At 66.9% G+C, this 14,075-nt stretch carries 13 protein-coding genes and 1 pseudogene; 7 read left to right on the top strand and 7 right to left on the bottom strand.

All coding sequences use genetic code 11. The features are described 5' to 3' along the window. Positions 1 to 28: 28 nt before the first annotated feature. Positions 29 to 2,236, bottom strand: coding sequence for a PQQ-dependent dehydrogenase, methanol/ethanol family (locus AAFL97_RS01345; RefSeq protein WP_341643417.1), 2,208 nt, complete (start codon positions 2,234 to 2,236; stop codon positions 29 to 31). A gap of 139 nt (positions 2,237 to 2,375) precedes the next feature. Further along, positions 2,376 to 2,561, bottom strand: coding sequence for a hypothetical protein (locus AAFL97_RS01340; protein ID WP_341643416.1), 186 nt, complete (start codon positions 2,559 to 2,561; stop codon positions 2,376 to 2,378). A gap of 322 nt (positions 2,562 to 2,883) precedes the next feature. On the opposite strand from AAFL97_RS01340, the gene AAFL97_RS24515 reads away from it, so the two are divergent. Beyond that, positions 2,884 to 2,973, top strand: coding sequence for a Fic family protein (locus tag AAFL97_RS24515; RefSeq protein WP_445954521.1), 90 nt, complete (start codon positions 2,884 to 2,886; stop codon positions 2,971 to 2,973). Between the two features lie 24 nt (positions 2,974 to 2,997). On the opposite strand, the gene AAFL97_RS01335 is transcribed toward AAFL97_RS24515, so the two are convergent. Genes AAFL97_RS01335 through AAFL97_RS01325 form a run of 3 tightly spaced genes read right to left on the bottom strand, consistent with a single transcriptional unit; the run spans position 2,998 to position 6,933 of the window. Continuing rightward, entirely contained in the window at positions 2,998 to 3,909 is a 912-nt protein-coding gene (locus AAFL97_RS01335) for a CobW family GTP-binding protein (protein WP_341643415.1), read from the bottom strand. Then, a complete protein-coding gene (locus tag AAFL97_RS01330; RefSeq protein WP_341643414.1) occupies positions 3,899 to 5,524 on the bottom strand; it encodes an amidohydrolase in 1,626 nt (541 codons plus the stop codon). The genes AAFL97_RS01335 and AAFL97_RS01330 overlap by 11 nt, the downstream gene beginning before the upstream one ends. Next, positions 5,521 to 6,933 (bottom strand): sodium/glutamate symporter, encoded by a 1,413-nt coding sequence (locus AAFL97_RS01325; RefSeq protein WP_341643413.1) that lies wholly within the window; start codon positions 6,931 to 6,933, stop codon positions 5,521 to 5,523. The genes AAFL97_RS01330 and AAFL97_RS01325 overlap by 4 nt, the downstream gene beginning before the upstream one ends. Positions 6,934 to 7,057: 124 nt before the next feature. Between AAFL97_RS01325 and AAFL97_RS01320 the strand changes: the two are divergent. From AAFL97_RS01320 to AAFL97_RS01310, 3 genes and pseudogenes are all read left to right on the top strand, one after another. Next, positions 7,058 to 7,249 (top strand): annotated as a pseudogene (locus AAFL97_RS01320) (helix-turn-helix domain-containing protein); the annotation flags it as partial. 64 nt (positions 7,250 to 7,313) lie between these two features. Further along, positions 7,314 to 8,024: a LysR family substrate-binding domain-containing protein gene (locus tag AAFL97_RS01315; protein ID WP_341643412.1), complete on the top strand. Its 711-nt coding sequence runs from the start codon at positions 7,314 to 7,316 to the stop codon at positions 8,022 to 8,024. 217 nt (positions 8,025 to 8,241) lie between these two features. Beyond that, the gene (locus AAFL97_RS01310) at positions 8,242 to 9,888 is read left to right on the top strand and encodes a methyl-accepting chemotaxis protein (protein ID WP_341643411.1); all 1,647 of its coding nucleotides are present in this window, start codon (positions 8,242 to 8,244) and stop codon (positions 9,886 to 9,888) included. A 63-nt stretch (positions 9,889 to 9,951) separates the two neighbouring features. On the opposite strand, the gene AAFL97_RS01305 is transcribed toward AAFL97_RS01310, so the two are convergent. Beyond that, the gene (locus AAFL97_RS01305) at positions 9,952 to 10,845 is read right to left on the bottom strand and encodes a DMT family transporter (protein WP_341643410.1); all 894 of its coding nucleotides are present in this window, start codon (positions 10,843 to 10,845) and stop codon (positions 9,952 to 9,954) included. A gap of 11 nt (positions 10,846 to 10,856) precedes the next feature. Continuing rightward, positions 10,857 to 11,399, bottom strand: coding sequence for a response regulator transcription factor (locus tag AAFL97_RS01300; protein WP_341643409.1), 543 nt, complete (start codon positions 11,397 to 11,399; stop codon positions 10,857 to 10,859). 332 nt (positions 11,400 to 11,731) lie between these two features. Here AAFL97_RS01300 and ectA point away from each other — a divergent pair, with 332 nt between their 5' ends. The 3 genes from ectA to AAFL97_RS01285 all read left to right on the top strand — a co-directional run bounded on the left by ectA (position 11,732) and on the right by AAFL97_RS01285 (position 14,067). Then, a complete protein-coding gene (gene ectA / locus AAFL97_RS01295) occupies positions 11,732 to 12,259 on the top strand; it encodes a diaminobutyrate acetyltransferase (protein ID WP_341643408.1) in 528 nt (175 codons plus the stop codon). A 100-nt stretch (positions 12,260 to 12,359) separates the two neighbouring features. Beyond that, entirely contained in the window at positions 12,360 to 13,628 is a 1,269-nt protein-coding gene (ectB, locus tag AAFL97_RS01290) for a diaminobutyrate--2-oxoglutarate transaminase (protein WP_341643407.1), read from the top strand. Positions 13,629 to 13,677: 49 nt separating this feature from the next. Next, positions 13,678 to 14,067 carry an ectoine synthase gene (locus tag AAFL97_RS01285; protein WP_341643406.1) on the top strand — a complete coding sequence of 130 codons (390 nt, stop codon included), beginning with the start codon at positions 13,678 to 13,680 and terminating at the stop codon, positions 14,065 to 14,067. Positions 14,068 to 14,075: the final 8 nt, after the last annotated feature.

Genomic DNA, 14,075 nt, shown 5'->3' with positions numbered 1-14,075 from the left:
CGGCGGTGCCCTCAGGGTCGGTCATGCTTCAGGGATTGGCTTTGGCCGCCGGATTGCCGGACGCCTGCGCGGCCTGCTCGGCTTCCTCGTCGGCCTTGAGCTGGATGGCACGGTCGACCAGCCAGGCGCGCAGCGCCTCCACGTCGTCCCGGCTCATGCGGTCGGCGAAGCTCACCATGCCGCGGCTTTCGCGGATGCCGTCATAGACCACCGCGGCGAACGACGCCTTGTCCAGCAGCAGCGGCGAACGGCGCAGGTCGGGCACGACCTCGTCATTGGTGTAGGTGCCGTAGCCGTGGCAGGCCACGCAGTTGCCGTAGAAGGCCGCGCCCCTGGCGACCATTTCGGCCGGGAAGGTCTCCGCCGGCACCTGTGCCGGCCGGCACACGCGCTCGTAGGGCGGCAGGGCGCCGCCGCCGTCGAGCTTGAACACCAGCACCCGTCCGATGCCGGCGCGGGGGTTCTTCATGTGCGGGATCTGCAGGCCGGCCGAACCGCCCAGTCCCGACAGCACGGCGATGTACTGCGTGCCGTCGATCTCGTAGCTCATCGCGCCGGCGATGATGCCGATGCGTCCGTCGTAGCTCCACACTTCCTTGCCGGTATCGGCGGCATAGGCATGGAAGATGCCGTCGGGCGTGCCCTGGAACACCAGGTTGCCCGCCGTGGCGAGCGTGCCGCCCGCGCCGATGGATGGATAGGGCACGCGCCAGACTTCCTTCTGCGCCTGCGGGTCCCAGGCGATCAGGTCGCCGCGGAAACTCTGGGTGATGCTCAGGCGGTCGGCCTCGTCGCGCGGCGCCAGCGTCGGATGCCCGGAGATGTTGGCCAGGTTCCAGGCGCCGTTGAGCGGGTTGTACTTGAAGTCCGGGTCGTGCTTGTAGCCGAACGAGCCCTGCTGCGCCGGGATATACACCAGGCCGGTGTCCGGGCTGTACGCCATCGGCGGCCAGTTGTGCGCACCGAACGCGCCCGGAATCGCAAGGAAATCGTTGCCGTGCTTCGAATAGCGCGCCGCCGGGTATTCGATCGGGCGCCCCGTTTCGAGATCGATGCCCGCGGCCCAGTTCACCGGCATGAAGTTCTTCGCCGAAATGAGCTTGCCGTTGCTGCGATCGAGCACGTAGAAGAAGCCGTTCTTCGGTGCCTGCATCGCCACCCTGGTCTTCTTGCCACCGACGTCCAGCTCGGTCAGCACGATGGGCTGCGTCGCGGTGAAGTCCCATTCCTCGGCCGGCGTGGACTGGTAATGCCACTTGTACTCGCCGGTATTGGCATCGACCGCGACGATGGACGAGATGAACAGGTTGTCGCCCTCGCCGCCCGAACGCGCCACGTGGCTCCACGGCGTGCCGTTGCCGGTGCCGATCAGGACCTGGTCGTAGTCCTTGTCGTAAACGATGGAATCCCACGCGGTACCGCCGCCGCCGGTCTGCTTCCACCAGCCGTCGCCCCAGGTCTTGAAACCGATCTCCCGGTGGATCCTGTCCGAGGCCGCGCCGTCGGGCTTTCCTTCCGGGTTGGGCGTGATGTAGAAGCGCCAGGCCAGTTCACCGCTCTCGGCGTCATACGCCGACACGTAGCCGCGCACGCCGAACTCGGCGCCGCCGTTGCCGATGAACACCTTGCCGTTGGCCACCCGCGGCGCGCCGGTGATGGTGTAGCTGCGCGTCACGTCGGTGGTCTGCGTTTCCCACACCGGCTTGCCGGTCCTGGCGTCGATCGCGATCAGGCGCCCGTCGTAGGTGCCCACGTAGATCTTGCCCTGCCACGCCGCCACGCCGCGGTTGACCACGTCGCAGCAGCCGTCCGGCGCCTTCCTGCCCGGCACTTCGGGGTCGAAGAACCACAACTGCTCGCCGGTCGCCGCATCGTAGGCATATACCTTGGACCACGCCGTGCTCGTGTAGAGCACGCCGTCGATCACCAGCGGCGTAGCCTGCTGGCCGCGGTTGGTGTCGAATTCGCCGTACCAGGCCAGGCCGAGCCGGGACACGTTGGCAGTGTCGATCCGCTTCAGAGGGCTGTAATGCTGTTCGTCCGAGGTGCCGCCCCGGGTGATCCAGTTGGCCGGATCGGCAGCCGCCTCGACGAGCCGTTTCTGGTCGACGGCCGCTACGGCGTTCTTCCCCGCGGAAAAGGATTGGAGTGGAAAGGCGGCAATGGCGACACAGCCTGCAATGCCCAGGCATGCCTTCCGCCAGGAAAGCTGATTCGATGACGTTCTGAATATCACCACATCCTCCTGATTCTTCATTTTTCTGAATCATCTGCAATCGCGGACGGTATGGCCTTCTGCTCATTGCCATCCACCCGCTTTTCTGTCTCCTACCCGGCCAAACACCTGCCAAAAAACATCCGACGCGCAATCTCCTTCAAATACGTCCGTATCCGTCAATTTTCCGGATCATTCCCACCCCGCCCGGCATGACTCCGCCGAGGAAATGAAGACGCAATGGCACACTGCCGCCACGCGCCGGCAGCACCCTGCTTTCGAGAAAAATGATCCGCCTGAAGAAATGACGCCCGGCAAACGGGGCTTCGCCCGGAAAGGCCAGCAATGCAAATACCCTGGGCCGCTCCGGAATCAAAAAAATAAATTCGCCCCTTGCCTGAAAAGGATCTTAGGACAGAACTGCGGTGCAACATGACGGCCCGCAGATACAGTTTCGGACAACAGTTGGATCGGCGAATCCATTCCCGCCCGGCAATGGATTCGCGCACTCGGGCAGTTGCCCGAATGGCGCATTGCGACTATTTCACCAGCGCCTCGATCCGCATCCAGGTGTTCACCGACCGGGTGGAGATCATCGGCCCCGGCCGTCTGGCCCATCTGCGCGGGGCCTATGTCTGAATCCGGCTCTGGATCGAGGCTTGATCGAAATGGCCATCCCCGACAAGCCCCGCAGCCGCCGGCAGAAATACCGCCTGAGCCGCCTGCCGGTAGTGGCTGCAATCACAGCGCAAGGATGAAGTCAGGTCGCGCCGGACGCCTCCCTAATCCGCCTCCTCATCATGGCGAAGTCGCCGCAGCGCATCGGCAAATTCCGCGAACCGCTCCCCGCTCGCACCGATGCAGACCAACTGGCCACCAGGCGCGCGCACGGCCGATGGCGACCAGTTCATCGTCGTGCCGCTCCACTGCAGCACTTCGGCGCCGGCATGCCCGTTACGTCGCAGAATCCCTTTTGCCCGAATGACGACATCAGCGTATCGGTGTAATAGCGTGGCCAGACGCTCGCCATCGACCTGGGCGTCGAAGCGGACACTGCACTGCTGCCAGTTGCTCGCGTGGCCGAGGCCGAGTGCGCTGCCCACCGGTGCCGCAGCCCGCGGTACTGCCGCCCGTGGAGGCACGGCGCACGGCTGGCGCTCGACTGCCACATCCCGCCCGTGGAGCGCGACGGCGAGCACGGGCGGAAAGGGCTCGTCGGCACCGATGCGGTTGACCACCACGCGATTCGCGGCGCCGATCTGGCGTCGCCAGATGCCGGCGCATAGCGGGTCGCCGGCGTGCCGCTCGGCCTGGCTGGCGTCGACGAGGCATACGAGTTCGGCCAGCCGCAGCCGGGGCGACACGGCAATCGTGTCCACGATGCGGGCGGGATCGGCTATGCCGCTCGCTTCGATGTAGATCGCCGCCGGCGCGGGCTCCATGCGCAGGATCTGCGCCAGTTGTTCGGCGAGGCTGCCGCCCAGCGTGCAGCAGATGCAGCCCTTGCTCAGGCGCAGCACCTGTTCGTCGCGGTACTCGATCAGTTCGGCGTCGATGTTGATGTCGCCGAAATCGTTGACCAGGATCAGGCTGCCCGCGGGGATGCCGTCGCGCAGGCGCGCATTCAGGTAAGTCGTCTTGCCGGCGCCGAGAAAGCCGCTCAGCAGCGTTACCGGAATCCGCTCAGTTTTCATGCACTCGCCCGCCGAGTACGGTGGCGGCGACGCCGATCTCCGCCAGCCGCCCAGGCGGAACCGAGAATGGATCGCTGTCGAGCACCGCCATGTCGGCGTACTTGCCGACCTCGAGGCTGCCGACGAGGTGGTCCAGCCGCAGCGTATAGGCTGCGCCGAGCGTGATCGTGCGCAGCGCCTGCTCGACGTCGAGACGCTCGGGAACGCCGAGCTCGGCGCCGCTCGCGGTACGCCGCTCGACCGCACACCACGCGGTGAACAGCGGGCCGAGCGGTGTCACCGGCGCATCCGAATGCATCGCCAGCGGAATTCCCAGGCGAAGCGCCGAGGCGAGCGGCTCCAGGCGCCGCGAACGCGCGTAGCCGAGCGTGCAGCGGCGGTGGATGTCGCCCCAGTAATAGATGTGGTTGGCGAACATGTTCAGGCACACGCCCAGCTTCGCCGCACGCCGCAGCTGGGCCTGGCTGATGAACTGGCAGTGCTGCAGCGTGTGGCGGTGATCCGGTCGCGGCCACAGCGTCAGCGCTTCCTCGATGGCGTCGAGCATCAGTTCGACGGCCTCGTCGCCGTTGGTGTGGATGTGCAGCTGCAGGCCCGCCTGGTGGTAGTCGAACACCAGGCGCCGCAAGGCCTCGGGCGGTGCGTTCCACATCCCGTTCGGGTGGCCGTCGTGATAGCCCGGCCACTTCAGGCGCGCGGTATAACCCTGGATCGAACCATCGGTCATCAGCTTGACCGGACCGAAGTGCAGCCGCTCGCCGGAGAAGGCGGTACACGCCTGCAGGCGCTCGATGCCCTGCTCGGCCGTCCAGGCGAGCGCACTCATCGCCGGCACCAGGCGCACCGGATAGGCATCGTCGGCCGCAACCTCGCGCAGCGCCTCGATGCCGGCATCGGTCAGCGGGTTGTAGAGGTCGGTGATCGTCGTCACCCCGGCGCGGCGCGCCACCGCGCCATAGGCGCGCAGTGCGTCGACGCTGGAGACTTCCTCGAACAGGTTGCGGCCGAGCGCCTCGAACACGCCGTGCATGGCGGCCATTTCCTGCAGTTCGCCGTTGGGCGTGCCATCCTCGCCGAGCATGATGCCCTCGACCCCGGCATGGCGATCCAGCCCGGACAGGCGCAGCATCGCACTATTGACCGAGAGCACATGCAGGCTGGCATGGAACACGACCACCGGGCGGTCCGCCACCGCGGCGTCGAGCGCGCGCTTGTCCAGGCGCACGCCGTCGAAATAGACCGGGTCGAAGCCCCAGGCCACCAGCGGCTCGCCCGCAGGCAGCCGTGCCGCCGCCTCGGCCAGGCGGCGCTGCATCTGCTCCAGCGAGCTCACGCCCGCCCAGTGCCGGCCGTCCGGGTCGCGGCGCGGGAAGTAGCCGAGATACAGGTACTTCCAGATCGCGCCTTCGAGCGCATGGCTGTGGCCTTCGACGAAGCCCGGCAGGATCACCTTGTCGGCAAAGCGCTCGTCGAGGGTGAAGGCGCCGAGGTCGCGCAACTCCTCGAGCGGGCCGACACCGAGGACGCGGCCGTCCTGAACTGCGACGTGGGTCGCCTCCGGCAGCGAGGGGTCCATGGTCAGGATGCGGCGGGCGGAAAAGATCGTGATGCTCATTTGGACAGCTCCGGAACGGCGTCGGCGGCGCGGCCGGCCTGCGGCACTTGCCGCCACATCAGCAGCGGGACGGCGACGAGGGCAGCCAAGGCCGTACCGCCGAAGATCGCGATGTAGGCACCGGTGCTCAGCGAGGGAGCGATCGGCGCGAAGATGAACAGGATGTGGAAAGTCGCGACGACGATGGCGATGTTGTAGAAGGCGAGTTCCTTCGCCACCGAGGTGCTGAAGTCGGCGTCGACCATGCGCAGCAACAGCAAGCCGCTGCCGGTGGAGCCGCAGCAGCAGCCGAACATCGTCACCGCGCGCTCGTAGCCGAGCCTGCCGCTCAAGCGCCCCATCAACAGGCTGCCGATCAGCGTCGCCGCCGTAATCACCGCGGACACCAGCAGGATCGGCACCAGCAAGGCTCCCAGCACCGCGAACTCGATGCTCATCAGCGTGCCGACGACCATGAAGTCGACCGAGCCGCCGGTGATCCGCTTCATCGTATCGTCATTGACATAGGCGGCGAGACCGGCCTTTTCGATCGCCCAGCGCATCAGCACGCAGACGGCGAGGCCGTGCAGGAAGAACATGTTGTGGCTGAACAGCACGCCGAGGTTCAAGCCCCAGGGCGTAAAGCCGGCGGCGATATCGCGCACTGCCAGCAGCCAGACGTGGGTGATCACGTAGGCAGCGCCGAGCAGGCAGATGTGGAAGGCGAGCGAATCCAGATTGGCCGGATGCGACACCATTCGCCCCCCCTCAGGCTGCCGCGCCGGGGCATAGAAGCCGGACAGGAAGTCGCTGTCGATGCCCGAGGCCTTGTTCGCGTTCAGCCCCCGGCGGATGACCCAGCGCGCCATCGGCACGCCGACGGCGAAGGCGACGAGGAAACCGAGCGAGGCATAAATCAGGCCCACCTGGGTCGCGTTGGCAATGCCGAACTCATGCTCCCACAGGCCGCCGTAGGTCAGCGCCTGGCCCGGCCCCTGCGTGAAGCCGTGGGTGATGAGAGCGCCGAGGAAGGCGCTGACGTCGGCACCGGTGATCTCGTCATAGGCGACGATCACTCCGTAGCCGAGCACACCTTGCAGGCCGAGGCTGATCACCCATATCACCGTCAGCCACAGGCCGCCGCGCACGATGCTGCCGCCGGCGAGGGCCTGGTTGCCGCTGTTGCCGGTCAGGCACAGGGACATGAAGCTCAGGGTGAAAAAGTGGAAGGTCAAAGCCGTGAAGTCGGCTGCCGTGAAACCAGGCAGCAGCCCGGCCGACACCAAGGCGAAGCCGATCATGCCGCCGGTGATGCTGGCCGGGATCAGCGCGTTGCGTAACCAGGCGATGCGGGCCCTGAGCAGGCTGCCAAGCAGCAGCATGATGGCCATCAGCGCAAAGGCGATGACACCGTGAAAAGTGCTTTCCATTTTGGTTTTCCGTCTCTCTCGCTTAGGGATCTCGGTCCCTTGTGGTGTGCTCGCGGACGGTGGAAGCAGAATCGGCCTGCCGCCCGCGCCATTCGCCGTGTTGATCCAGCGATAAACGGAAGATATGGCAAGCATCGTTGCCTTGTATAATACCGTTTTGCCATGCTGTGATACCTTTCAAGCATCAATGAAAATCGAACTCCGCCAGATCCGCCAGTTCCTCGCCGTCGCCGAAACCCTGAACTTTCGCCGCGCCGCCGAGAACCTCGCGCTCGCGCAACCGGCGCTGAGCCGCGGCATTCAGTTGCTCGAGCACCAGCTCGGCCTGAGCCTGTTCCACACGGAACAACCGGCGCGTTCAACTGACGCCGGCCGGCGCGGTGTTCCTGAAGGGCTGCTATGCCCTGATGGAGGACTTGGAGGAGACGGTGCGGCAGGCGCGCAAGGCGCACCGCGGCGAGCTCGGCACGCTCGCGATCGGCTACACCGATTTCGCCATTTCCGGCGCCTTGCCGCGCATACTGGACGGCTTCCGCCGCGCCTACCCGGAAATAGACATCGAGCTGACCTACGGCTCCACCCGTCAGCAGCTCGACGAGCTCATGCTGCGCAAGATCGACGTCGCCTTCCTGACCAGTCCCGTGACCGGCGCCGACATCGAGACCCTGCCGGTGCAGCACGACCGCTTCGTCGCCGTGCTGCCGCAGACGCACCCGCTCGCCAGCCAGGCGACCGTCGACATCCACAGTCTCGCGGACGAACCCTTCATCGTCGGCGTCATGGCTCGCTGGCGGCACTTCCGCCGCCACCTCGACGCGCTGTGCCTGAAGGCGGGCTTCGCCCCGCAGATCGTGCAGGAGGTCCACAACACCGAGGGCATGTTCGGCCTGATCAGCGCCAACGTCGGCCTCACCATCCACATCGAATGCGCGGCGAACTACATGCGCCAGGGCGTCGCGATCCGGCCGCTCGAGGGCATCAGCGACAACGACGTCATCGTCACCGAGGCGGCATGGCGAAGTACCGACATGAGTCCGGCGCTGACGCGCTTCGCAGACTACCTGCGTACCGACGCCGCCGCGCCGGCCTGAGCCCCCGGCCACCGTATCGCCCCCTCGCCGGCCGGCCGTCCGGGACACGGCAGGAAGGAAAGTGACGGCCTTCGGTACGCGCCTGCGGGCGCAGCGTCCCGCTCGTTCCTCAAGCATCGGGCAGTTCCTGCCGATAAGCAGTGCCGGCAACACTGACAACAGCAGCCCGGCACGATCATCGCCACGTGCTGCACGTATCCCCGATATGGAGCACCCCATGCGTCTCGACGCCTTCACCCTCAAGACCCGGCTGATCGTCGCGGTCGCCATCCCCTGCATCGCCCTGCTGCTGGTTGCACTGACCAGCCTCGGCAGCATGGCCAGCATGCACAGGAACACCGAAATCCTCTACCTCAACACCGCCGCGCCGATGCGCGCGATGGCCGAAGCGGCGTCGCGGATTCCGCGCATGCGCGTGGGCATCGACATGATGCTGCTGCAGGACACCCCCTTGCGCGACGAGCGCGGCGTGAGGACGCGGGTGCAGGAAGCCCGCAGCGAAGACATTCCCGGCATGCGCGATGCCATGCGCAATGCGGTGGACGCCCAGGTCAATCCGGAACGCAAGGCGCAGGCGCAGCGCCTGTTCGACCAGTTCGAGACGATGGTGGCGAACGAACTCGAGCCGATGCTGAATGCCCTCGATGCCGGCGACATGGGCACGGCCCAGCGGATCTACCGCGACCAGTACGCCAAGAGCTACGGCACGATGCGCCAGGGTGCCAACGAGCTGCTCGATGCGCTGTTGCAGCAGGCCGAGCAGCAGAACCAGCACAGCGCCGAGAGCTACGACGCCGGTTTCACCCGCCAGGTCGCCATCATCGGCCTCGGCCTGCTGGTGTCCTTCGTCGTGTCCTGGATGATCGCCAGCCATCTGCGCCGCCGCGTGGCGATCCTGCAGGACAAGCTGAGCCTGGCTGCCGAGAACCTGGCACTGGACACCCGCATCGAGCTGCCCGGCAAGGACGAACTGGGCGAGATCGCGGGCAGCTTCAACCGTTTCATCGACAAGGTGCATGGCGCGATGCGGCAACTGGCCGACAATTCGCGCCAGCTCTCGGGCATGGCCCGCGAGGTGGCCGAACGCGCCCGCCTGACCCAGGACAACTGCACCTCGCAAAGCGAACGCACGGTGGAGGTGGCCACCGCCATCAACGAGCTCGGCATCACCGTCAACGAAATCGCCCGCAATGCCGAGAACGCCGCCACCCTGGCCCGTGAAGCGACCGAGCATGCCGGCAGCGGCAGCGAGGTCGTCGCCCAGGCGCACCGCCAGATCGATGCGCTGAACGGCGAACTGGCGCAGGCGGCCAAGGTGATCGAGGCGCTGGCCGAGCAGACCGATGCCATCAGCACCACGCTCGACACCATCCGCAGCATTTCCAACCAGACCAACCTGCTGGCCCTCAACGCCGCCATCGAAGCCGCCCGCGCCGGCGAACAGGGCCGCGGTTTCGCCGTGGTGGCCGACGAGGTGCGCACGCTGGCCAGCCGTTCCGGCAGCTCGACCGAGGAGATCCAGCAGGTGATCGATCGCCTGCAGGCCGAATCCCGCGCCGCGGTGGAAACCATGATAAAGGGCCGCCAGCAGAGCACGCTGGTGGTGGAATACGCCGGCAAGGCTTCCAGCGCGCTGGAGCAGATCAACGGCCACATCAACCAGATCAGCGACCAGAACCTCCAGGTCGCCATCGCCACGGAAGAACAGTCCAACGCGGTCGGCGAGATCAACCACAACGTCGAGGGCATCAGCCAGCTCACCGCCGGCACCACGCAGATCGCCGCTCAGTTGAACGAGGCCAGCAGCAACCTGCAGGCGCTGTCGACGCAGCTGGACGACCTGGTGGGCCGCTTCAGGCTGTGAGCCCCAGCCGCGAAATGCCCGGCTGCCGCCGCGCTTGCATGCGGCGCGGCGGCAGCCGGGCATTCACCGCCCCGTGACCGCCTTCAGCACATCGATCACCAGCCGCCAGCGGCTCAGCACCAGCGCCGAGAAGATCAGCCCGCAGCCGAAGAGCTGCAATTCGCTCATGCGTTCGCCGAACCACCATGCGGCGACCATCGCGGTCCACATCGGCTCCAGCATCAGGATCAACGCCGCGTGGCTGGGCGTGGTCAGGCTCTGGCCGTAGAGCTGGACGAAGAAGCGCAAGGTGGTCGCCAGCAGCGCGCTGGCGAGCAGCCAGCCGAGCACCGGCATCGACACCGCTTCGGGCCAGGTTTCGAACAGCGCCGACAGCGGCAGCATCAGCACGCCGACCGTCATCACCTGCACCGTGCTCAGCGCCAGCGGCGGCACGCTGCGCACCACCCGGCCGTTGAGATTGATCAGCACCGCGAACACCATCGCGGCGGCGAGGAAGAACCATTGCCCGGGTTCGAAGCGGAAGCCGTGCTCCAGCGACAGACAGGCGAAGCCGGCCAGCGCCAGCGGCATCGACACCCAGGCAACGCGGGGCGGACGCTCGCCGAAGAACAGGCGGCCGACGAGCGGCACCAGCACCACGCCCAGGCTGGAGATGAAGGCGCCTTCGCCCAGGTGGCTGGCGTGATGGAGGCCGCCGATCCAGAAGCCCATCGCCAGCGCGAACAGCACGCCGATCAGCAGCGCGCCGCGCCAGTTGGCCCCGCTCATCGCCCGCAGCTGCGTCCAGCTGAAGGCCGCCAGCACCACGCCGGCCAGCAGGAAGCGGGTGCCGATGAACAGCAGCGGCGGCAGGCCCGCGAGCGATTCCTTGGAGAAGATCCAGCCGGCGGCGGCCACCAGGGTCGCCAGCACGAGCAGCAGGTCCGCCTTGAGCGGATGACGGGTATCGGACATGGAGGACGGCCTCAGTCGCCGCTCGGCGGACGGGCGAGCTTGCGTTGCAGGGTGCGGCGGTGCATCTGCAGCGCCCGCGCGGTGGCCGAGATGTTGCCGTCGTGTTCGGCCAGTACGCGCTGGATGTGCTCCCACTCCAGCCGGTCGACCGACATCGGCGCATCGGGCGCATGCTCGTCGACGACGACGTCTTCGGCCTGCAGCGCCTTGACGATGGCGTCGATGTCGGCCGGCTTGGCCAGGTACTGGACGGCGCCGAGCTTCACCGCGTCGACCGCGGTGGCGATGCTGGCATAGCCGGTCAGCACCAGGATGCGCGCACCCGGGCTGGCTTCGAGCAGCGGGCGGATGAGCTTGAGGCCGGATTCGCCGCCGATGTTGAGGTCGAGCACGATGAACTCGGGCGCATGGTCCTGCACCAGTTCGAGCGCGCCTTCGCTGTCGGTGGCGCCGTAGGTGTCGAAACCGCGCTGCGCCAGCGCACGCGACAGCACGCGGTTGAAGGCGGGGTCGTCATCGACGACGAGCAGGACGGGGGCGTGTTCTGAACTCATGCGGCAGGCAGAAGGGTCAAGCGTGCAATGGTGCCACCTCCCGGACACGAAAGGAATCCGGCCTGCCATCCGTACGAGCGCGGCATGGATGCTTGCCTTAATTACATTTGTTGAAATATAATTTAGACAAATGTTGATGCCTTGCTTGCATCGAATTCCTTTCGCCGGTTCCTGCGCCAGCTCGATCGGCTTCATTCAACGGCCTGAGCGTCGCTTGAGTTCCTTTGTAGGCCCTGCGGGGCCGGCCGGCAGGTGATCCTGTTCCCTGACGGCTTGGTGTGCCGCTCGCCATCCGCTGGCAAACGCCGCACCACCGACAAACAACCCATGGCATGAACGACACGGACCGAAGTACCCCGAGCATTTCCCCTTCCCTTCATTTCCGCTCCGCACGCCCCGGCGACGGCGCCGCCCTGTGGCAACTGGTCGATGCGACCGGCGCGCTGGAGCTCAACTCGGCTTATTTCTATCTGCTGTTCGCGGCCGATTTCGGTGACACCTGCCTGGTCGCCGAACGCGACGGCCGCATCGTCGGCGCCGTCGTCGGCTACCACCCGCCGCGCCGGCCCGACACGGCCTTCGTCTGGCAGATCGGCGTACTGCCGGAACTCCGCGGCCAGGGCCTGGGGCTGAAGCTGCTGCAGGAATGGGCCGTGCTGCCGGCCAATCGCGGCTGCAAGTGGGTCACCGCCACCGTCGCCGACGACAACGCGGCGTCGCAGGCGCTGTTCCGCCGCTTCGCCCGCGACTGCGGCGCGGACTGCGAAGTCTCGCCGCTGTTCACACCGGAGCTGTTTCCCCGTCCGCACCCTGCGGAACCCCTGTACCGCATCGGTCCGCTCGACGGCTCGGCGCCCTGAGCCGCTGCGCCGGGGACGGCGCCCGCCGGGCGCTTTGCCGGCACCGCCCACTGGCGCCGCCCGCCGGTGCCACCACTCGACCATTACAAGGAGGAATCCGATGAACGTCTTCGAACGACACGAATCCGAAGTCCGCGGCTATTGCCGCAACTTTCCCGCGGTATTCACCACGGCCAAGGGCCCGTGGATGAGCGACCAGCGCGGCCGGCGCTATCTCGATTTCTTCTGCGGCGCCGGCGTGCTCAACTACGGCCACAACCCGGAGCCGCTCAAGCGCGCGCTGCTCGACTACCTGACGGCGGACGGCATCACCCATACGCTGGACATGTACAGCACGGCGAAGGCGCGCTTCATCGAACGCTTCAACGAGCTGATCCTCGAGCCGCGCGGCCTGAGGTACAAGCTCCAGTTCCCCGGCCCCACCGGCACGAACGCGGTCGAGGCGGCGCTGAAGCTGGCGCGCAAGGTCACCGGCCGCGAGCAGGTGGTGAGCTTCACCAACGCTTTCCACGGCATGACGCTGGGCTCGCTGGCGGTGACCGGCAACGGCTTCAAGCGCGCCGGTGCCGGCGTGCCGCTGTCGCACGCCGCCTCCGTCCCCTTCGACGGCTATCTCGGCAGCGACGTCGATACCCTCGACTACTTCGAGGCGATGCTGCTCGACAACGGCAGCGGCATGGAAGTGCCTGCCGCGGTGATCGTCGAGACGATCCAGGCCGAAGGCGGTGTCAACGTCGCCGGCGCCGAGTGGCTGCGCCGCCTGCGCAAGATCACCCGCGACAACGGCATCGTCCTGATCGTCGACGACATCCAGGTCGGCTGCGGCCGCAGCGGGCGCTTCTTCAGCTTCGAGGAGGCCGGCATCGAGCCCGACATCGTCACGCTGTCGAAGTCGCTGTCCGGCTACGGCCTGCCGCTGGCGCTGGTGCTGATCCGGCCCGAGCTGGACCAGTGGGAGCCGGGCGAGCACAACGGCACCTTCCGCGGCCACTGCCCCGCCTTTGTCACCGCGACCGCGGCGCTGGAGCACCACTGGCAGGACGAGCGCCTGAGCCGGGCGGTGGAGCACAAGGGCGCGCTGGTGCAGAAACGCCTGCAGCGCATGCTGAAGTCGCACGGCGTCGACGGCACGGTGCGCGGCCGCGGCCTGATCCAGGGCGTCGAGTTCGGCAACCCCGCACTCGCCGGCCGCGTCTCGTTGGCCTGCTTCGAGCGCGGCCTGATCATCGAGACCGCCGGCATCGACGACCAGGTGCTGAAGCTGCTGCCCAGCCTGACCATGGACGAAGCCACGCTGAGCAAGGGCCTGGACATCATCGACGACGCGCTGGCCTCGGTGCTGGCCGAAGACGTCGGCCAGGTCGCCTGAACACGCGCCGGCACTTCCCAAAACAAAACCGACATCGAGGACCCGGACCATGATCGTGAAACATCTCGACGACATCCTCGGCACCGCCGCCGACGTGGACGCCGACGGCTGGACCAGCCGCCGCCTCATCTACAAGCAGGACGGCATGGGCTATTCGGTCAACGACACCATCATCAAGGCCGGCGCCGAACTCGAAATGGAGTACCGCAACCATCTCGAGACGGTCTATTGCATCGAAGGCGAGGGCGAGATCACCGATCTCGCCACCGGCCTCACCCATTCCATCCGGCCGGGCACGCTGTACGCCCTCAACGACCACGACCGCCACGTCCTGCGCGCCAACAAGGGCGTGCCGATGCGCATGGTGTGCGTCTTCAACCCGCCGCTGACCGGGCGCGAGGTGCATGACGAAAGCGGCGCCTACGCGCTGGCCGACTGAGGAGGAGC

It is taken from the genome of Thauera sp. SDU_THAU2, assembly GCF_038260575.1.
Lineage (GTDB): Bacteria > Pseudomonadota > Gammaproteobacteria > Burkholderiales > Rhodocyclaceae > Thauera.
The sequence above is the reverse complement of the archived record's forward strand: the minus strand, read 5'-3'. Positions and strand labels throughout refer to the sequence as shown.

Bases quoted from the DNA above. Each gene is read 5' to 3' on its own strand.
- AAFL97_RS24515 (WP_445954521.1), top strand. From the start codon at position 2,884: ATGGCCATCCCCGACAAGCCCCGCAGCCGCCGGCAGAAATACCGCCTG.
- AAFL97_RS01335 (WP_341643415.1), bottom strand. From the start codon at position 3,909: ATGAAAACTGAGCGGATTCCGGTAACGCTGCTGAGCGGCTTTCTCGGC.
- AAFL97_RS01330 (WP_341643414.1), bottom strand. From the start codon at position 5,524: ATGAGCATCACGATCTTTTCCGCCCGCCGCATCCTGACCATGGACCCC.
- AAFL97_RS01325 (WP_341643413.1), bottom strand. From the start codon at position 6,933: ATGGAAAGCACTTTTCACGGTGTCATCGCCTTTGCGCTGATGGCCATC.
- AAFL97_RS01310 (WP_341643411.1), top strand. From the start codon at position 8,242: ATGCGTCTCGACGCCTTCACCCTCAAGACCCGGCTGATCGTCGCGGTC.
- AAFL97_RS01305 (WP_341643410.1), bottom strand. From the start codon at position 10,845: ATGTCCGATACCCGTCATCCGCTCAAGGCGGACCTGCTGCTCGTGCTG.
- AAFL97_RS01300 (WP_341643409.1), bottom strand. From the start codon at position 11,399: ATGAGTTCAGAACACGCCCCCGTCCTGCTCGTCGTCGATGACGACCCC.
- ectA (WP_341643408.1), top strand. From the start codon at position 11,732: ATGAACGACACGGACCGAAGTACCCCGAGCATTTCCCCTTCCCTTCAT.
- ectB (WP_341643407.1), top strand. From the start codon at position 12,360: ATGAACGTCTTCGAACGACACGAATCCGAAGTCCGCGGCTATTGCCGC.
- AAFL97_RS01285 (WP_341643406.1), top strand. From the start codon at position 13,678: ATGATCGTGAAACATCTCGACGACATCCTCGGCACCGCCGCCGACGTG.